Origin of the sequence: Microbacterium sp. RU33B (assembly GCF_900155915.1) — a bacterium.
Lineage (GTDB): Bacteria > Actinomycetota > Actinomycetes > Actinomycetales > Microbacteriaceae > Microbacterium.
The window spans coordinates 1,726,544-1,744,602 of sequence record NZ_FTPO01000001.1 but is presented as its reverse complement, the minus strand read 5'-3'; the positions used below and the strand labels follow the sequence as shown (position 1 = coordinate 1,744,602).

The following is an 18,059-nucleotide window of genomic DNA, read 5'->3' as shown; positions in this document are numbered from 1 at the left end:
CCGTGCTGAGCCACACGCGTGTGCAATACCCCGCGGGTCAGGGGTTCTTCCACATCGGACGGGTGTCGTCCGGCGGATCGGACGTCGACTACCTCTACGACTGCGGCACGACTGCAGGCTCGAACGCGATGCGGAAGTCCGTCGGGCATGCCGCGCATGCGGGCCTGCTCGCTCGGCCCCATCTCGACGTCGCGTTCCTGTCGCACCTGCATCGCGATCACATCAACGGACTCCCGCGCCTGCGAGCGCGCGGGATGATGCCGATGACCGTGGTCCTTCCGTACCTCGACGATGTCGCGCGTCTCATCACGTTCGCTGCGGACGCGGCGCATGCGGGGAGCGACGACGACGGCGGGTTCGTCCAGGAAGTGATCATCGGGGGAGCCTCGGCGCTGCGGGAGGTGCTCGGAGTGGAGCGCGTCTACGAGGTGCACGCGTCGGACGGTCCGCCCAGAGGTGAACCTGTCGATCTCATCGGTCCCCCGGATCCGCCCGAGGGCGACGGTTCCGAGGGCGATCGAATGCGGGTCGAGCCTTTCGATCCGTCGGGCGTCCGCACCGCGGGCGCTGGTGTGTGGGCGATCGGCCACGGGAACCCCTTCGTGGTGCGGCGCACGAGACCCGGACGGTCGGACTCCTCTGCGGTCTGGCTGCTCAAGGTGCATGTCGACGAAGGCATTCCGGAGGCACGGGCCTCGTTCCTGGCGAAGCTGGAGGACTGGCGTCGGCGAGAAGGCGCGCACGACGGGTCGCCGACCGAGGAGTGGCTCAGGGCCGAGCACGTGCGGCGGACGCTCGTGCAGCACCACGTCGATGTCCTGATCGACGCGTTCGGCGGAAGCGATCGGCTCAACGCCACGAGCCTGTCCCTGTACTCCGGCCCGACGAATCGGATGCCGCCGTACGCGCATGACGGGATCCTCACGCGCGCCGGGCGGAGCCTCATCCCCGCCTCCGTCGATCTCACGGGTCGCACCTCATGGCTGGGCACGGGTGATGCCTGCCTGGCGTCGGAGGAGAATCTCGACGGCTTCCTGTCCCACTACCGCGACGAGATCGACACGGTCGTCACGCTCACCGCTCCCCACCACGGCTCGCGCGAGAACTCGGACGCCGCCCTCTACGCGCGAGTCCGGCCGTCCCACGTGGTCGTCGCGGCGAGCCCGCGGGGCGGCTACCAGCATCCCCACGCCGAAGCGATGCATGCCGCCGCCGCCTCCGGAGCGCGGATCGTGCTCGTCGGGGAAGAGGATCGGTCTCAGTTCTCGGAGGAGGTGGTCCTGCGCGACGCCTGACTATCCGAGCGCTGCGCGCAGGCGTCTCACGCACGCGAGGCCCTGAGTGAGCAGCACCCAGACCAGGGCGCCGAACACCGAGATGAACCCGATGAGGCCGGCCAGGACGAATCCGAACGACGGATCCGCGGATGCCGACTGGATCATCGCGATGCTGAGCACCCAGACGAACACGACGAAGGCGATGACGGTGCCGTTGACGATGGTGGTCGGAACGTTGTCGAGCCGCTTCAACTCGACCCTCGACTCGAACTGCACTCGGTCCTGCTGATCGGGCGTGGACAGATCCCTGCTCAGCAGGACCTTCTGATCGAGCGCCAGGAGGTCGCGCAGCCACTGCGACAGCTGCAGGTAGAAGAAGGTGCCGATGATGCTCGCCAGAGTGAGGAGCAGTCCGACGATCGACAGCGGATTCACGTCGCTCACCGGGAGTCTCCGTTCAGGGCATCGAGCACGCGGAGCAGGGTGTAGCCGCGGATGGTGAAGTAGACCCTCGCGGGAGTGGACGCGGTGCGCTGAGGAGGGCGCAGGAGCTCGGCTCCGGCGCCGGTCTCCTGGAGGTCGATGAGTGCGAGCAGCTCGTCGTACGCCGCCCGGCTCACGGCGATGTCGAACGGCTTCTGCCGGGCATTCGCGTCGGTGATGTCGTGGACGTGCGGTTCGAAGGCGCGCCTGAGCTCCGTGCGCGACTCATCGCGGGCGCTCTGCGCGCGCTGACGATCGAGCTCCTCACCTTGCTCGGCACGTTCCTGGCTGAACTGCGCCGGGAGCATCCGGGCCAGGTACTGCGCTCGCGAGAGGGGGAGGTCGAAGCGCGCGAAGATGTCGGCCGCGCTCGGCTCCTCGTCGGTGTACAGACGCTCGTACAGGAAGGTCAGCCAGGACTGCGTCTGCTGGCTGATGGTCTCGGACCGGCGCTCGCCGGTGATCCATTCGAGGGCGAGGATCGCGGCGATCTTCGGCAGATCCGCCTTCACGCGCGCGGACGTCTCGTCGTCGGCGCCGCGGGACAGGTTGCGCACGGCTTCTTCCGTGAGCTCCGCGAGCATCTCGTCGAGGGTCTTCGTCGTCGTGCTCTCTGGTTCGCTCATCGGGACTCCGGAGTCGTACGTGCCAGGATGCAGGGTCACGGCCATGCTGGCAGAGATCGTCGCTCGCGTGCCAATCTGGGAGTCGGTAGACCGTGCGCCCTGCCAGCGCTGATAGGATCAAAGCCCGTGATGCAGAGTTCAGGGACAGCAGCCGCGGGCACATCCGACGACACCACCAGGCACATCTTCGTGACCGGCGGTGTCGTCTCCTCTTTAGGCAAGGGACTCACCGCCGCGAGCCTCGGGAACCTCCTCACGGCACGCGGACTGCGCGTCGTGATGCAGAAGCTCGACCCGTACCTCAACGTCGACCCGGGCACGATGAACCCGTTCCAGCACGGTGAGGTCTTCGTCACCGACGACGGGGCGGAGACAGACCTCGACATCGGACACTACGAGCGTTTCCTCGACGTCGACCTCAGCGCGTCGGCGAACGTGACGACCGGCCAGGTCTACTCGCAGGTGATCGCCAAGGAGCGCCGCGGCGAGTACCTCGGCGACACCGTGCAGGTCATCCCGCACATCACCGACGAGATCAAGCGTCGGATGCGCCTCCAGGCCGAGGAGGAGCCGAAGCCCGACGTCATCATCACCGAGATCGGCGGCACGGTCGGCGACATCGAGTCGCAGCCGTTCATCGAGTCGGCTCGTCAGATCCGTCACGAGCTCGGACGCGGAAACGTGTTCTTCGTCCATGTCTCGCTCGTGCCGTTCATGGGCGCCTCGGGCGAGCAGAAGACCAAGCCGACGCAGCACTCCGTGGCGGCTCTGCGCTCCATCGGCATCCAGCCCGATGCTCTGGTGCTGCGCAGCGATCGACCCGTCACCGAGTCGAACAAGCGCAAGATCGCCCTGATGTGCGACGTCGACGAGGACGCCGTCGTCAACGCGGTCGACGTGCCGAGCATCTACGACATCCCCACCATGCTCAACGGGCAGGGCCTCGACGAGTACATCGTGCGCTCGCTCGGACTCGACAAGGCCGGCGACGTCGACTGGAGCCGCTGGGACCGCGTGCTCCAGGCAGTGCACAACCCCAAGCACGACGTGACCATCGGTCTCGTCGGGAAGTACATCGACCTTCCGGATGCCTACCTCTCGGTGACCGAGGCGCTCAAGGCGGGCGGATTCGGTCAGGAGACGAAGGTCAAGATCGTCTGGATCCCGTCGGATCAGTGCGAGACGCCGGAGGGCGCGGCGAAGGCGCTGGCACCGCTGGACGGCATCGTGGTGCCCGGCGGCTTCGGCATCCGCGGCATCGAAGGAAAGCTCGGCGCTCTGAAGTTCGCCCGCGAGCAGGGGATCCCCACGCTCGGCATCTGCCTCGGCCTGCAGTGCATGGTGATCGAGTACGCGCGCAACGTCGCAGGACTCGACGGCGCGTCCTCGAGCGAATTCGACCCCGACACCGAGTTCCCCGTGATCGCGACGATGGCCGAGCAGGTCGACATCCTCGCCGGCGGCGACCTCGGTGGCACGATGCGACTCGGCCTCTACGAAGCCGACCTGGCCGAAGGCTCGATCGCTGCCGAGATCTATGGCTCGACCCGCGCGTCGGAGCGGCATCGTCACCGGTACGAGGTGAACAACCGCTACCGCGATCAGATCGCCGAGGCAGGCATGTGGTTCTCCGGTCTGTCGCCCGACCGCAATCTCGTCGAGTACGTCGAGCTGCCCCGCGACCAGCATCCGTACTACATCGCGACGCAGGCCCACCCGGAGCTTCGTTCGCGTCCGACCGAGCCGCACCCGCTGTTCCTCGGACTCGTCGCCGCGGCCGTCGACCGCCACCGTTCGAGCGAGCTGTTCGACGTGGACGACGCGCCCTTCGACGAGGCTCAGGGACCGAGCGCGTGAGCTCAGGGACCGAGCGCGTCAGCGCCGATGCCGGAGGCGCGACGCTGCACGACGAGCCCGTCGACGTGACGGTCGTCGAGAGCGATCTCGTCTACTCCGGGCGGGTCTGGGACGTGCGCAGCGACACGTTCCGCTACGGCGACGCCGACCTCGTGCGGCAGTACGTGGCGCACCCCGGCGCGGCGGCGATCGTGGCGGTGGACGCCGAGCAACGCGTGCTCCTCATCCAGCAGTACCGGCACCCGATCCGTCACCGCGACTGGGAGATCCCCGCAGGGCTCCTCGATGTCGTCGGCGAACCGCCGCTGGAGACCGCTCGGCGGGAGCTGGCCGAAGAGGTCGACCTCGTGGCATCCGACTGGTCGCCGCTCGTCAGCATCTTCACCACGCCGGGTGGCAACGACGAGGTCGTGCACCTCTTCCTGGCGCGGGGCCTCGGCCCCGCCGCCGAAAAGCACGCCCGCGAGGCCGAAGAGGCCGACATCCGCTCCGAATGGATTCCGCTGCAGGATGCCGTGACCGGCGTGCTCGAGGGACGGCTGCGCAACGGCATCCTGGCCACGGGCGTGCTCGCCGCCGCGGAGAGGCTCCGACGCGGAGACGCCTGATGCAGGCAGGATCGTGACGTGAAGCTCGATCGCGCGGCGGATGCCTACCTCCGGCACGTCTCGATCGAGCGCGGTCTCTCCGACCACACGATCTCGGCCTACCGGCGCGACCTCTCCGGCTACGTCGCGTGGCTCGACGGACGCGGAATCGGCGAGTCGTCGGAGGTGACACCGCGCCTGGTGTCGGAGTTCATCGCCGAGCGGGCAGCAGCCGAGCCGCCGCCGGCGGCGTCGAGCCTCGCTCGGCTGCAGTCCTCCGTCCGGGGGCTGCACCGCTTCCTGGCCCGCGAGGGAATCGAGGATGTCGACCCGTCGGTGAAGCTGAGGCCTCCGAAGCTGCCCAGGCGTCTCCCGAAGGCGCTGACGATCGACCAGGTCGAACGGCTTCTCGAGGCATCCGGTCCCGATCCCTCGTCGAGTGCGCGGAGCGGGGAGGAGTCGCTCACCGGCATCCGGGACCGCGCGCTTCTGGAGCTGCTCTACGCGACCGGTGCGCGCGTGTCGGAGGTCGTGCATCTCGACGTCGACGACGTCGCGCACGCCGATGTGCTGCGCGTTCGCGGCAAGGGGTCGAAGGAGCGCATCGTTCCGGTCGGGTCGTACGCGCGCGCCGCGCTCGACGCCTACCTGACGCGCGCGCGTCCCGAGCTGTCGCGGCGCGGACGCGCGACGCCGCGCCTGTTCCTCGGAGCGCGCGGCGCTCCGTTCTCGCGGCAGAGCGCGTGGCTCGTGCTGCAGCAGTCCGCCGAGCGCGCCCAGCTCACCGCCCACGTCTCTCCGCACACGCTGCGGCATTCGTTCGCCACCCATCTGCTCCAGGGCGGGGCCGATGTGCGCGTCGTGCAGGAGCTGCTCGGCCACGCGTCGGTGGCGACGACGCAGATCTACACGCACGTGTCGGTCGACGCGCTGCGCGACGTCTACATCACGTCGCATCCGCGGGCCCTGTGACGCGAGCGGCATCCGCTCATCGGTGATCGAGTGAGGGAGAGCCCCGCGCGGAGCCCGGTGATGCAGGCCGCCGGTGGCTAGAATCGATCGAACGAGCAGTCGAGGCAGGAGCATTCGTGGCGAAGAAGGACGAACAAGGTCCGATCGGTCCGACCGGACGTCCGTACCACGGTTTCCCGACGCCTCCGAAGCTCGACGGTCACGGTCCGGCGCGGATCATCGCGCTGTGCAACCAGAAGGGCGGCGTCGGCAAGACGACGACCACGATCAACCTCGCGGCGTCGCTCGCCAACTACGGGCGCCGGGTTCTCGCGGTCGACTTCGATCCGCAGGGCGCGCTGTCGGCCGGGCTCGGCATCCCGACTCACGACACCCCGACGATCTACGACCTGCTGCTCGACACCAAGCGCGACCCGCACGACGCGATCGTTCCGTCGGCCACGCCGAACCTCGACGTCATCCCCGCCAACATCGACCTGTCGGCCGCCGAGGTGCACCTCGTCAACGAGGTCGCCCGCGAGACGATCCTCTCCCGCGTGCTGCGCAAGGTGTCGGGGGAGTACGACGTCATCCTCGTGGACTGCCAGCCCTCGCTCGGCATCCTGACCGTCAACGCCCTCACCGCCAGCCATGGCGTGCTGATCCCGCTCGAATGCGAGTTCTTCGCGCTGCGCGGTGTCGCCCTCCTCATCGAGACGATCGACAAGGTGCGCGACCGGCTCAATCCGTCGATCGAGCTCGACGGCGTGCTCGCGACGATGTACGACCCCCGCACGCTCCACTCGCGGGAGGTGCTCGAGCGCGTCGTCGAGGCCTTCGGAGACGATGTGCTCGAAACGGTCATCGGTCGCACGGTCAAGTTCCCGGATGCCTCGGTCTCGGGCAAGCCCATCACCGAGTACGCGCCGGAGCACGCGGCCGCGCAGGCCTACCTGCGCCTGGCGCGGGAGCTGATCGCCCGTGGCGCCGTCGCCTGACGAGATCCCTCACATCGACCCCGCGGTCGCCCCGACCGTCGACGCCGCGCCGGCCGCCTCCGGCGACGCATTCCGGGTGTCGCTCGGCGTCTTCGACGGACCGTTCGACCTGCTGCTGACCCTGCTGTCGAAGCACGAGCTCGACATCACCGAGGTGTCGCTGTCGAAGGTGACCGAGGAGTTCATCGCGTACCTGCGCGAACTCGACTCCGACGCCGAGCTCGAGGAGGCGTCCGAGTTCCTCGTCGTGGCCGCGACGCTGCTCGACATGAAGATCGCCGGGCTGCTGCCGCAGGGTGAGCTCGTCGACGCGGAATCCGTCGCCCTGCTCGAAGCGCGCGACCTCCTCTTCGCCCGCCTGCTGCAGTATCGCGCGTTCAAGGAGGTGTCGGTGTGGTTCGCTCGGTGCCTTCAGCGCGAGGACACGCGGCACACGCGCGCCGTGCGACTCGATGAGAAGTACCGCAATGCCGCGCCCGAACTGGTCTGGAGCCTCACGGTCGACGACTTCGCGGCCTTGGCGCTGCTCGCCTTGACCCCGAATGCGATCCCTCACGTCGGGCTCGACCACCTCCACGCGCCGCTGGTGAGCATCCGCGAGCAGGCCGCGATCGTCGTCACGCTCCTGCGCGACGCGGGGTCGCTCAACTTCCGCGAGCTCGTCGCCGGGGTCTCGCAGCCGGGTGTCGTCGTCGCGCGCTTCCTCTCCGTGCTGGAGCTGTACCGGCACGCTGCCCTCTCCTTCGAGCAGCTCGAGCCGCTCGGGGAGCTCACCCTCCGCTGGACCGCCGACCGCTGGTCCGACGAGAACCTCGCCACCCTGGGGGCCGACTATGACCGATGACCCTTCGACACGCTCAGGGACCGGGGGCGGCTCAGTGGCCGGAAGCGACTCAGGGACCGGGGGAGACGTGCGGGCGAGGCTCGAGGCGATCCTGCTCATCGTCGAAGAGCCCCAGAGCCTCGTGAGTCTGGCCGCCGCGGTGAGCGCTCCGGTGCCCGCCGTGCGGCAGGCCGTCGAATCCCTCGTCGCGGACTACGACGGTCTCTCCGGCGGCCCCGTGCGCGGCTTCGAACTGCGCGAGGTCGGCGGGGGCTGGCGCCTGTACGTGCGGGAGGAGCACGACGACCTCGTGAGCGAGTTCGTCAACACGCAGGCGCCCTCGCGACTGTCGCAAGCGGCGCTCGAGACGCTCGCCGTCATCGCCTACAAGCAGCCCGTCACGCGCGGGCAGGTCGCGTCGATCCGCGCCGTCAACGTCGACTCGGTCGTGCGCACGCTGCTCTCGCGCGGACTGATCACCGAAGCCTTCACGGATGCCGAGACCGGCGCGATCCACTACGCCACGACCGATGCGCTGCTGGTGAACCTCGGCATCAACTCGCTCGACGAACTGCCACACATATCCCCGCTGCTCGACGACGGCGCCGGCGGATTCGACACGGAGGTTATCCGATGAACGATTCGACCACCCCCTCGACAGAGCGCGACGACGGGATCCGGCTGCAGAAGGCGCTCGCGAACGCCGGGGTCGCCTCGCGCCGCGTCTCCGAGAACCTCATCGCGGCCGGCCGCGTCCGCGTCAACGGAGAGGTCGTGACCGAGCTCGGCTCGCGCGTCGATCCGGATGTCGACCTCGTCGACGTCGACGGGATCGCCATCCAGTTCGACCAGTCGAAGCGCTACGTGATGCTCAACAAGCCGACGGGTGTCGTCTCCTCGCTCAAGGATGATCGCGGGCGGCCCGATCTCCGCCGCTACACCGACCAGTTCGAGGAGCGCCTGTTCAACGTGGGGCGCCTGGACGGCGAGACGAGCGGACTCCTCGTGCTCACCAACGACGGCGATCTCGCCCATGTTCTCGCCCACCCCGCCTTCGGCGTGCCGAAGGTCTACATCGCGAAGGTCGACGGGCGCGTGACGCCGCAGACGATCGCGAAGCTCACCCGGGGCATCGATCTCGAAGACGGGCCCATCGCCGCCGACAAGGCCCGGCTGCTCGACGCGTCCGGCGGATCGAGCCTGGTCGAGCTCACGATCCACTCCGGCCGCAACCGGATCGTGCGTCGCATGCTCGACGCCGTCGGACATCCCGTCATCGACCTCGTGCGCCGCCAGTTCGGCCCGCTTCACCTGGGAACCCTCCCGGCGGGGCAGACCCGCGAGTTGACTACAGTGGAACGCGGCGCGCTGATGACCCTCGCGCGCCAGGCGGCCGAGCCGTCGGGGGAGCACCAGGAGACCGAGTGAGCGACATGACGACCGCGCGCGCCCCGGGCGCCGCGCGTGAGAGCGCCTCGGAACGACCCCGCGCGCCGCGTGTGCGGGGCACGGTGCGGATCGTCGGTGCCGGCCTGCTCGGTTCGAGCATCGGCCACGCTCTCATGGCCGAGGGCGTCGACGTCGCCCTGGCCGACGCGTCGCCCGCGCAGCTGCGTCTTGCGGTCGACTACGGCGCCGGTCGCCCCGCCCGCGACGGCGACGAGCCTGCGCTCATCGTGGTCGCGGTGCCGCCGGACGTCACGGCGGATGTCATCGAACGCGAGCTCGCCGCCCATCCCGGGGCCGTCGTGACGGATGTCGCGAGCGTCAAGCTGGATCCTCTGCACGCGCTGCGCGAGCGCGGCGTCGACATCTCGCGCTACATCGGCTCGCACCCGATGGCCGGACGCGAGCGCGGGGGAGCGATCTCGGCCCGCGCCGACATCTTCGTCGGGCGACCGTGGGTGGTGTGCCGCGACGAGGAGACCTCCGCGGCCGACCTGGCGCTCGTCGAGGCGCTCGCCCTCGACCTCGGCGCGACGCCGATCGAGATGACGCCCGACGAGCACGACCGCGCGGTCGCGCTCGTCTCCCACGTGCCGCAGCTCGTCGCGAGCCTCCTCGCCGGTCGCTTCGCCGAAGCACCCGAGGGGCTGCTGCGCCTGACGGGTCAGGGCGCGCGCGACACGACGCGCATCGCGGCATCCGCCCCCGAACTGTGGGTGCAGATCCTCGGAGCGAACGCGGAGCGGGTCGTCGACGTGCTCGATGCGCTCGCGGCCGACTTGTCGGCGGTGGCCGACGCGCTGCGCGCTCCGGACGAGCCCGGCGCCCGCCGCGCCGTGGCCGACACGATCCGCCGCGGCAACGACGGCGTCGAGCGGCTGCCGGGCAAGCACGGTCAGAACCGTCGCTTCGAGACCGTGGTGATCATGGTCGACGACCGGCCGGGGCAGCTCGGCCGCCTGTTCGGAGAACTCGGCGAGCTCGAGGTCAATGTCGAGGATCTGCGTCTCGAGCACTCGCCCGGCGCGCAGTTCGGTCTCGCCGAGATCAGCGTCGTGCCGACCGCCGTCAAGCGTGCGACCGAGGGCCTGGAGGCCCGCGGCTGGAGGATTGCGAGCATCAATGACTGACCTTCCGACGAGCTCAGGGCCCGTGGTCGTCGCCATCGACGGACCGGCCGGCAGCGGCAAGTCCAGCGTGTCGAAGCAGGCGGCCCGCCGGCTCGGCTACGGCTACCTCGACACCGGGGCCGCCTACCGTGCCCTCGCGTGGCACGCTCTCGCGCACGGTGCCGACACCTCCGACGCGTCGTCGGTGATCGACGCAGCGGGCGACTTCGACTACGCGATCTCGCTCGACCCCGACCACTACTGGGTGCGCGTCGGTGACACCGACGTCACCGACGCGATCCGCGAACCGCGTGTCACGGAGGCGGTCAGCGGGGTCGCGCGCGTGCCCGTCATCCGCGAATCCGTCACGGCACTGTTCCGCTCGCTCGTCGCAGGCTCCGATCGACCCGGCGTCGTCGTGGAGGGCCGTGACATCACGACGGTCGTCGCTCCCGACGCTCCCGTGCGCATCCTGCTCACGGCCGCCCCCGAGGTGCGGGCCGCGAGACGCAGCAGCGAACTGACCACGCAGGACGCGGCATCCGTCGCCGCCGCCCTGCACCGGCGCGACGCGTCGGACTCGCAGGTCGTCGACTTCCTGACCGCCGCTCCCGGCGTCGTGGTCGTCGACTCGACCGATCTCGATTTCCCGCAGACCGTGGATGCCGTCCTCGACGTCGTCCGGTCGGCCATCACCGAACAGACAGAGGAGGGCGCATCATGAGCGCCGAAGACGAATACGAGGGCGGGCCCGACCAGCTCGCCGAGAAGCTCGCCGATCTCGACGAGGAGCTCGCCGAACAGCGGGCGGAAGCGCTGCGCGTCTCGCTCGGGGACTACGAGCTCGAAGACGAGGACGACGCGCTGCTCGCGGGCGTGACGCTCGGCGAAGACGGCATCGAGTACTACCCGGCGCTGCCCGTCGTGGCGATCGTGGGGCGTCCGAACGTCGGCAAGTCGGCGCTCGTCAACCGCATCCTGGGGCGGCGTGAGGCCGTCGTCGAAGACACCCCGGGTGTCACGCGCGACCGCGTCATGTACAAGGCGGAGTGGATGGACCGCCGGTTCACCCTCGTCGACACCGGCGGCTGGGAGCCCGACGCGAAGGGCATCGATCGCTCGGTCGCGGCGCAGGCGGAGGTCGCGATCGACCTCTGCGACGTCGTGCTGTTCGTGGTCGACGCCATGGTGGGGGCGACCTCCACCGACGAGCACGTCGTCAAGCTGCTGCGCAAGAGCGGCAAGCCCGTCTTCCTCGTCGCGAACAAGATCGACGACGCCCGGCACGAGCCCGAGGCGGCCGCGCTGTGGGCCCTCGGACTCGGCGAGCCCTACCCGGTCTCGGCGATCCACGGCCGGGGTGTCGCCGATCTCCTCGACGAGATCATGAAGGTGCTGCCGGAGATCTCCGCCGTCGCCAAGCAGGAGGTCGGCGGTCCGCGCCGCGTCGCGATCCTCGGCCGTCCGAACGTCGGAAAGTCGTCGCTGCTGAACAAGGCGGCGGGCGAAGAGCGCGTCGTCGTGAACGAGCTCGCCGGCACCACCCGCGACCCCGTCGACGAGCTGGTCGAGCTCGGCGGGCGTCTCTGGCGCTTCGTCGACACGGCCGGCATCCGTCGCCGCGTGCATCTGCAGCAGGGAGCCGACTTCTACGCGTCGCTGCGCACGTCGGCGGCGCTCGAGAAGGCCGAAGTGGCCGTCGTCGTGCTCGACGTGTCCGAGTCGCTCAGCGAGCAGGACGTGCGCATCATCGACCTCGTGCTCGAATCGGGTCGCGCCCTCGTCCTGGCGTTCAACAAATGGGATCGCCTCAACGACGACGACATGGAGAACGCCGACCGCCGCCGCTACCTCGAGCGCGAGATCGAGCAGGACCTCGCACATGTGGCGTGGGCCCCGCGCGTCAACATCTCCGCGCGCACCGGCCGTCACCTCGATCGGCTCGTGCCGGCGCTCGAGACGGCGCTGGACTCGTGGGATCAGCGCATCCCGACGGGCAAGTTCAACGCGTTCCTCTCCGAACTCGTCGCCGAGCACCCGCACCCCGTCCGCGGAGGCAAGCAGCCGCGCATCCTGTTCGGCACGCAGGCGTCCACCCGGCCGCCGACGTTCGTGCTGTTCACGACCGGGTTCCTCGACCCGGGCTACCGCCGCTTCATCCAGCGTCGTCTGCGCGAGATCTACGGCTTCGAGGGCTCGCCCATCGTCGTCAACATGCGGGTGCGCGAGAAGCGCCAGCGCTGACGCGTCACCGCATGTGCGGTGCGGCCGGTCGGACCATGGCGGTCTGATCGGGCGCGGCGAAGCCGAACTGCTCGTAGAGCGTGTGGGCGTCCTTCGTGAACAGCGTCCAGCGGAAGTCCCGCCCCGGGCCGTCGTCGATCATGAGGGCGACGAGGCGCTTTCCGAGGGCCGCGCCCTGGTGCGCGGGCAGCACGAAGACATCGGCGAGGTACGCGAACGAGACGCCGTCGGAGGCCGCGCGCGCGAACCCGACCTGCTCGCCCGTGTCGGCGCGGTAGGCGCCCACGACGCGCCAGGCCGCGTCGAGCTGGGCATCGAGGTCGGCACGGGTGCGCCAGCGCCCCCAGTACGCATCGGCGGAGAGCCAGTTCCACACCACGTCGCGCTGGATGCGCGCCGGGTCGTCGTCGAGTTCGTAGTCCACGCCTCAAGTCTGACGTGCCGGATGCCGAGGATGCCCGTGCAGATCGGCAACGGGTGGCCTGCGGGATCCGCCACCGTCGTCAGCGCAGCGCGAACCGGGTGAACAGCTCGGCGGGCAGGTCGCGGAATCGCAGCTCGGCGCCGTCGCGCGCGGGCGGCAGCGGCTCGCGGACGCCGAGCGTGCGGAACCGCTGCACCGCCCACGTGTCCACCCCGGCGGCCGCCAGTCGGCAGCCGAGATCGCGGAGCGTCGCATCGTCGGCCACAGCGGGATGCACCGTCGTGCGCACCTCGTAGTCCAGCGGACGTTCCGTGCCGGCCCGCAGCGCCTGGTTGGCCAGCACGAGCTCCAGCGAACGCCACGCGTGATCTCCGCTGTTCGCCCGGCCCGTCACGGCGGCGTACTCCGAGCCCGTCGCCTTGATGTCGAGACCGATCCAGTCGAGGTGCGGGAGCGCGCGGGCCAGGAGACCGGGGAACGCCCCCGCGGTGTGCAGGCCCACCGCGAACCCGCGGGCTCTCGCGGCATCCATCGCCGCCGGGAGAGCGCGCTGCAGCGTGGGTTCGCCGCCGGAGAACACGACCCCGTCGAGGAGTCCGACGCGGGCCTCGAGAAGGTCGGTCACATCCGCCCACTCCACGTCGGTGCGGGCGCGCGGGTCGATCAACGCGGGATTGTGGCAGTAGAAGCAGTTCCACGGGCAGCCCTGCAGGAACACGGTCGCCGTCATCCGACCAGGCCAGTCGACCGTCGAGAACCGGGTCAGTCCGGCGATGCGCAGCTCATCCGCGCTCGGCACTCTCGCGAGCCGTGCATCCATCTCGGTCCTCTCAGACACCGGCGGCGGCCGCGTCCGCGCGCGCCGTGAAGTACCGCCGCTCCTCAGCCTCGCCCTTCTTGCCGATGTTGAACGATGCGATCGGCCGGAAATACCCCATCACCCGGGTCCAGATCTCACAGGCGGCGCCGCAGTCCGGGCAGGAGCCGTGCTCGCCCGCGACGTAGCCGTGGCCCGGGCAGATCGAGAACGTCGGCGTCACCGTGATGTACGGCAGCCGGAACTGCTCGAGCGAGCGCCGCACGAGATCGCGGCACGCGGCCGCCGACGGCAGCGCCTCGCCGAGGTAGAGATGCAGCACGGTGCCCCCGGTGTACAGGGCCTGCAGCGGCTCCTGCAGGCGCATCGCCAGGAACGGGTCGTCGGTGAGGCCGACCGGCAGCTGCGTGGAGTTCGTGTAGTACGGGTTCGCGGCGGTGCCCGCATGACGGATGCCGCGGTGCCGGGCGATGTCCTCCTTGGCGAACCGGTACGTGGCTCCCTCCGCCGGGGTCGCCTCGAGGTTGAACATGTGCCCGGTCTGCTCCTGGAACTCCACCATCCGCCGACGCACGCGCTCCAGCAGCCGCATCGCCAGCGCGGCGCCGGCCTCCGTCGTGATGTCGTGCTCGTCGCGTGTGAGGTTGCGCACGTACTCGTTGACGCCGTTGACGCCGATCGTCGAGAAGTGGTTGTCGAGAGTGCCGAGATAGCGCTTCGTGTACGGGAAGAGGCCCGACTCGAGGTGCTGCCCGATCACGGCGCGCTTGGCCTCCAGGCTGTCGCGGGCGATCTCCGCGAGCTGGTCGAGCCGTTGCAGCGCGGCCTCCTCATCGCCCGAGTGCACGAACCCGAGCCGGGCGCAGTTGACCGTGACGACGCCGATCGAGCCGGTCTGCTCGGCCGACCCGAAGAGCCCGTTGCCGCGCTTGAGCAGCTCCGTCAGGTCGAGCTGCAGGCGGCAGCACATCGAGCGGATCATGTGGGGATCGAGGTCGGAGTTCACGAAGTTCTGGAAGTAGGGCAGGCCGTACTTCGCCGTCATGGCGAACAGGCGCTCGGTGTTGGGACCGTCCCAGTCGAAGTCCTTCGTGATGTTGTACGTCGGGATCGGGAACGTGAACGCGCGTCCGTCGGCGTCGCCTTCGCTCATCACCTCGATGAAGGCGCGATTGACCGCATCCATCTCCTCCTGCAGGTCGCCGTACGAGAAGGCCTGCACGACTCCGCCGATGAGCGGATGCTGCTCCCGCAGGTCGTCGGGGCACACCCCGTCGAACGTGAGGTTTGTGAAGGGGGTCTGCGTGCCCCACCGCGAGGGGACGTTGAGGTCGAAGACGAACTCCTGCATCGCCTGACGGACCTCGGGGTAGGTCAGGCCGTCGCGGCGGACGAACGGAGCGAGATACGTGTCGAACGAGCTGAACGCCTGCGCTCCCGCCCACTCGTTCTGCAGCGTCCCAAGGAAGTTCACGAGCTGTCCGAGGGCGCTGGAGAAGTGGCGCGGGGGTGCCGACGCGATCTTGCCCGGGACTCCGTTGAAGCCCTGCTCGAGCACCATGCGCAGCGACCAGCCGGCGCAGTAGCCGGCGAACATGTCGAGGTCGTGGATGTGGATGTCGCCCTCGCGATGGGCCGTCCCGGCCTCGGGCGCGTAGACCTCGTCGAGCCAGTAGTTGGCGATGAGGCGTCCGGCGGAGTTGAGGATCATTCCCCCCAGCGAGTACCCCTGGTTCGCGTTCGCGTTCACGCGCCAGTCGGTGCGGGTGAGATACGCGTCGATCGTCTCGGCGACGGGGACGGAGCGGGCGGGCGTGGTCATCGGATTCCTCTCGGGGGGTGGGGGCACCACAATATGTGGGGGTTGCGGCGGCGATCGAGCACATATGTGGCGTGTCGTGAATGTGGTCCGACCATACGGCGCGGCGTGAGCGTCTGAGTGACATCGGCGCGGGACGGGAGGCGGACGGCCGAGGGCGCAAGGGGGTGTGGAAAGCTGGGCGAGTGAGCATCGAGCCCCCGCAGCCTGGCGAGCCGCGCCGTCCGCACGGACCGCGCGACCCGGGTGACGCGTGGGTGATCGCCCCGACGGGGGAGCGGTACTGGGGGCGCTTCGGCGCGGCCGGTCTGCTCGCGATCGATCCGCACGAGGGCGTGCTGCTGCAGCACCGCGTGTCGTGGAGTCACTTCGGCGACACGTGGGCGCTGCCCGGGGGTGCGCGGCACGAGGGCGAGTCCGCGAGCGAGGGCGCACTGCGTGAATCGCAGGAGGAAGCCGGCGTCCCCGACGGCGCGATCCGGCCGCGGCTGCTCAGCGTGCTCGACCTCGGATACTGGTCGTACACGACGCTCGTCGGCGACGTCGTCGAGCCGTTCGCGCCCACCATCAGCGATCCCGAGAGTCGCGAACTGGCGTGGGTGCCCGCGGAGCGCATCGCGGAGTATCCGCTGCACCCCGGCTTCGCGTCGTCATGGGAGCGACTGCGACCGCTGCTCCAGGTGCGGCCCGCCGTGATCGTCGACGTCGCCAACGTCGTCGGATCGGTGCCCGACGGCTGGTGGCGCGACCGCGCCGGTGCCGGTGGGCGCCTGCTCTCGGCGGTGGCGGATCTCGCCCTCACGGGGGTCGCCGCGGCCGAGCTCGATCTCCCCGAAGACGTCTGGTTCCCGGAGTGGACCGGCGTGCTCGAAGGCGATGGCCGCGGGGCGGCGGATGTCGCCGGCGTCGATGTGGTCCGCGCCGAGGCATCCGGCGATGACGCGATCGTCGAGGCGGTGGAACGGGCGGTCGCGTCCGGGCGCACCGTGACCGTCGTCACGAGCGATCGCGGCCTCCGCGGGCGCGTCGAGACCGCCGGAGCGGTGGCGAGGCCGGCGACATGGCTGCGCGCACTGCTGTGAAGCGTCGCCGCATCGCGGCAGTCGTCGCGCTCGCCGCGGTGGTGACGGCGGGGCTGGCCGTGCACACTCTGCTGCCCGATTCCGCGGTGACCGACATCGCGGGCGATGCGCTGTACGCCGCAGCGGTCGCGGCATTCATCGTCGTGCTGGCGCCCCGGTGGAATCCGCTGCTGATCGGCGGGATCGCTGCGGCATGGTGCATCGGCATCGAACTGTTCCAGCTGACGGGCGTGCCTGTGCGCGTCGCGGAGGTCTTCGCGCCGGCGGTGCTCGTGCTCGGCACGGTGTTCGACGCGCGGGACCTCGTGGTCTACGTTCTCGCGATCGCCGTCGTGACCGCTGTCGATGTCGCCGTCGGCCGGTCTGCGGGCCTCACTCCCTGACCTCGTCGTCGCGGCCGCGGAAGCGGTCAATCTCGCGGCGCTCGCGCTTCGTGGGGCGACCGGCTCCGCGATCGCGCTGCGCGACCACCGGCGTGGGGTCGCGCGGAGGCGTGCGATCGTCGACGGCCTCCGCGGCGAGCACGGCGCCGACGCGCTTCGTGATCGTCTTGCGCACGACCAGCGTCCGATCGAACCCGGCGATCCGCACACGCAGCTCGTCGCCCGGCCGCACCGGCTGCGCCGCCTTCGCCTTCTCGCCGTTGACGCGCACATGCCCGGCTCGGCACGCGGAGGTCGCGGCCGATCTCGTCTTGTAGATGCGCACGGCCCACAGCCACGAGTCCACGCGCGCCGAGGAATCCGTCATCGACGCCTCCTCTGCAGCATCCGCACCGCACCGACCGCGATCAGTCCCTGACCCGCGCAGTACGTGATCATGACGAGCGGGCTCGTCCACGCGGGCATCGCGTCGGGCACGAAGATGCGGAACGCGAGCACCGTGTCGGACGCGAGGAACAGCGCGCCGCCCCACACCACGAGGGCGGGGCACCGGGTCGAGGACGCGGCGGTGCCGCCGAGGACGAGTCCGTAGACCATGACCGGAACGGTCAGGGCGCCCAGGTAGGGCCAGAGGACCACGACGAGCGCGACCCACCAGGCCGCATAGACGAGCGCCCATGCCGGCGTCCGCCGCACGGCGAGGTGACGCTGGAACAGCACGATGTAGACGAGGTGCGCGAGCCCGAAGAAGAGGAGCATCATCGGCAGCTCGGGCAGAAAGGGGAAGAGGGCTCCGGCCCCGTCGCCGAGCCACGACAGTGCGATCGCCGAGGCGAGAAGCACGTGGGGTGTGCGCCACCGGATGCCGCGGCACGCCCACACGACGGCGATGACGAGCGCCGCCATCAAGAGGAGCTTCGTCGGGGTGATGACCGCCGTCGCGTTCACCGCGATGGTCGTGACGTGGAAGGTCGAGATCGCCGCGTAGAGAGCGAAGCCCCACCACCACGATCGGGGAGGAACGGAGGTGTCGGAGGGGGAGACGCTCGGCGCGGTCGCGGCAGGCACGGCACTCCTTCGTGGCGGCTCGGTACGTGTCTGCTCCAGCGTAGGGGCGCGGATGCCTCGACTCG

20 protein-coding genes are annotated in these 18,059 nt (G+C 69.9%); 13 read left to right on the top strand and 7 right to left on the bottom strand.

Annotated features, from left to right (window positions below; translation table 11 throughout):
- Nucleotides 1–2: 2 nt before the first annotated feature.
- Nucleotides 3–1,295, top strand: a complete 1,293-nt coding sequence (locus B0B14_RS08520; protein WP_076680977.1) for a ComEC/Rec2 family competence protein — start codon at nucleotides 3–5, stop codon at nucleotides 1,293–1,295.
- On the opposite strand, the gene B0B14_RS08515 is transcribed toward B0B14_RS08520, so the two are convergent.
- Together B0B14_RS08515 and B0B14_RS08510 are read right to left on the bottom strand one after the other, a co-directional pair.
- On the bottom strand, nucleotides 1,296–1,721 hold the full coding sequence (locus B0B14_RS08515) for a hypothetical protein (RefSeq protein WP_076680976.1): 426 nt from the start codon (nucleotides 1,719–1,721) through the stop codon (nucleotides 1,296–1,298). It abuts the gene before it with no gap.
- Nucleotides 1,718–2,425, bottom strand: a complete 708-nt coding sequence (locus tag B0B14_RS08510) for a hypothetical protein (RefSeq protein WP_143733654.1) — start codon at nucleotides 2,423–2,425, stop codon at nucleotides 1,718–1,720. The genes B0B14_RS08515 and B0B14_RS08510 overlap by 4 nt, the downstream gene beginning before the upstream one ends.
- A 90-nt stretch (nucleotides 2,426–2,515) precedes the next feature.
- On the opposite strand from B0B14_RS08510, the gene B0B14_RS08505 reads away from it, so the two are divergent.
- The 10 genes from B0B14_RS08505 to der all read left to right on the top strand — a co-directional run bounded on the left by B0B14_RS08505 (nucleotide 2,516) and on the right by der (nucleotide 12,401).
- On the top strand, nucleotides 2,516–4,243 hold the full coding sequence (locus B0B14_RS08505; RefSeq protein WP_076680974.1) for a CTP synthase: 1,728 nt from the start codon (nucleotides 2,516–2,518) through the stop codon (nucleotides 4,241–4,243).
- On the top strand, nucleotides 4,240–4,851 hold the full coding sequence (locus B0B14_RS08500; RefSeq protein ID WP_076680973.1) for an NUDIX domain-containing protein: 612 nt from the start codon (nucleotides 4,240–4,242) through the stop codon (nucleotides 4,849–4,851). Before B0B14_RS08505 ends, B0B14_RS08500 begins: the two co-directional genes overlap by 4 nt.
- An 18-nt stretch (nucleotides 4,852–4,869) precedes the next feature.
- A complete protein-coding gene (gene xerD / locus B0B14_RS08495; RefSeq protein WP_076680972.1) occupies nucleotides 4,870–5,802 on the top strand; it encodes a site-specific tyrosine recombinase XerD in 933 nt (310 codons plus the stop codon).
- A 116-nt stretch (nucleotides 5,803–5,918) separates the two neighbouring features.
- Nucleotides 5,919–6,779, top strand: coding sequence for a ParA family protein (locus tag B0B14_RS08490; RefSeq protein ID WP_076680971.1), 861 nt, complete (start codon nucleotides 5,919–5,921; stop codon nucleotides 6,777–6,779).
- Nucleotides 6,763–7,623 carry a segregation and condensation protein A gene (locus B0B14_RS08485; RefSeq protein WP_076680970.1) on the top strand — a complete coding sequence of 287 codons (861 nt, stop codon included), beginning with the start codon at nucleotides 6,763–6,765 and terminating at the stop codon, nucleotides 7,621–7,623. Before B0B14_RS08490 ends, B0B14_RS08485 begins: the two co-directional genes overlap by 17 nt.
- Entirely contained in the window at nucleotides 7,613–8,239 is a 627-nt protein-coding gene (scpB, locus tag B0B14_RS08480) for an SMC-Scp complex subunit ScpB (protein WP_256714305.1), read from the top strand. Before B0B14_RS08485 ends, scpB begins: the two co-directional genes overlap by 11 nt.
- Nucleotides 8,236–9,030 carry a pseudouridine synthase gene (locus B0B14_RS08475; protein ID WP_076680968.1) on the top strand — a complete coding sequence of 265 codons (795 nt, stop codon included), beginning with the start codon at nucleotides 8,236–8,238 and terminating at the stop codon, nucleotides 9,028–9,030. The genes scpB and B0B14_RS08475 overlap by 4 nt, the downstream gene beginning before the upstream one ends.
- A gap of 5 nt (nucleotides 9,031–9,035) precedes the next feature.
- Complete coding sequence (locus B0B14_RS08470) at nucleotides 9,036–10,178, top strand: prephenate dehydrogenase (protein ID WP_076681354.1); 1,143 nt, start codon at nucleotides 9,036–9,038, stop codon at nucleotides 10,176–10,178.
- Nucleotides 10,171–10,881 carry a (d)CMP kinase gene (cmk, locus tag B0B14_RS08465; RefSeq protein WP_076680967.1) on the top strand — a complete coding sequence of 237 codons (711 nt, stop codon included), beginning with the start codon at nucleotides 10,171–10,173 and terminating at the stop codon, nucleotides 10,879–10,881. Before B0B14_RS08470 ends, cmk begins: the two co-directional genes overlap by 8 nt.
- Nucleotides 10,878–12,401: a ribosome biogenesis GTPase Der gene (gene der, locus B0B14_RS08460; RefSeq protein ID WP_076680966.1), complete on the top strand. Its 1,524-nt coding sequence runs from the start codon at nucleotides 10,878–10,880 to the stop codon at nucleotides 12,399–12,401. Before cmk ends, der begins: the two co-directional genes overlap by 4 nt.
- A gap of 4 nt (nucleotides 12,402–12,405) precedes the next feature.
- On the opposite strand, the gene B0B14_RS08455 is transcribed toward der, so the two are convergent.
- The 3 genes from B0B14_RS08455 to B0B14_RS08445 form a co-directional block, all read right to left on the bottom strand.
- Nucleotides 12,406–12,825 (bottom strand): GNAT family N-acetyltransferase, encoded by a 420-nt coding sequence (locus tag B0B14_RS08455; RefSeq protein ID WP_076680965.1) that lies wholly within the window; start codon nucleotides 12,823–12,825, stop codon nucleotides 12,406–12,408.
- 79 nt (nucleotides 12,826–12,904) lie between these two features.
- A complete protein-coding gene (locus tag B0B14_RS08450; protein ID WP_076680964.1) occupies nucleotides 12,905–13,645 on the bottom strand; it encodes an anaerobic ribonucleoside-triphosphate reductase activating protein in 741 nt (246 codons plus the stop codon).
- Between the two features lie 10 nt (nucleotides 13,646–13,655).
- Nucleotides 13,656–15,464, bottom strand: coding sequence for a ribonucleoside triphosphate reductase (locus B0B14_RS08445; protein ID WP_076680963.1), 1,809 nt, complete (start codon nucleotides 15,462–15,464; stop codon nucleotides 13,656–13,658).
- A gap of 182 nt (nucleotides 15,465–15,646) precedes the next feature.
- Here B0B14_RS08445 and B0B14_RS08440 point away from each other — a divergent pair, with 182 nt between their 5' ends.
- A complete protein-coding gene (locus tag B0B14_RS08440) occupies nucleotides 15,647–16,543 on the top strand; it encodes an NUDIX domain-containing protein (RefSeq protein ID WP_076680962.1) in 897 nt (298 codons plus the stop codon).
- Nucleotides 16,522–16,926 (top strand): DUF2809 domain-containing protein, encoded by a 405-nt coding sequence (locus B0B14_RS08435; protein ID WP_143733653.1) that lies wholly within the window; start codon nucleotides 16,522–16,524, stop codon nucleotides 16,924–16,926. The genes B0B14_RS08440 and B0B14_RS08435 overlap by 22 nt, the downstream gene beginning before the upstream one ends.
- Here the strand turns inward: B0B14_RS08435 and B0B14_RS08430 are convergent.
- Complete coding sequence (locus tag B0B14_RS08430) at nucleotides 16,916–17,293, bottom strand: RNA-binding S4 domain-containing protein (RefSeq protein ID WP_076680960.1); 378 nt, start codon at nucleotides 17,291–17,293, stop codon at nucleotides 16,916–16,918. The two genes, B0B14_RS08435 and B0B14_RS08430, sit on opposite strands and share 11 nt — an antisense overlap.
- The gene (locus B0B14_RS08425; RefSeq protein WP_256714304.1) at nucleotides 17,290–17,994 is read right to left on the bottom strand and encodes a lysoplasmalogenase; all 705 of its coding nucleotides are present in this window, start codon (nucleotides 17,992–17,994) and stop codon (nucleotides 17,290–17,292) included. Before B0B14_RS08425 ends, B0B14_RS08430 begins: the two co-directional genes overlap by 4 nt.
- Nucleotides 17,995–18,059: the final 65 nt, after the last annotated feature.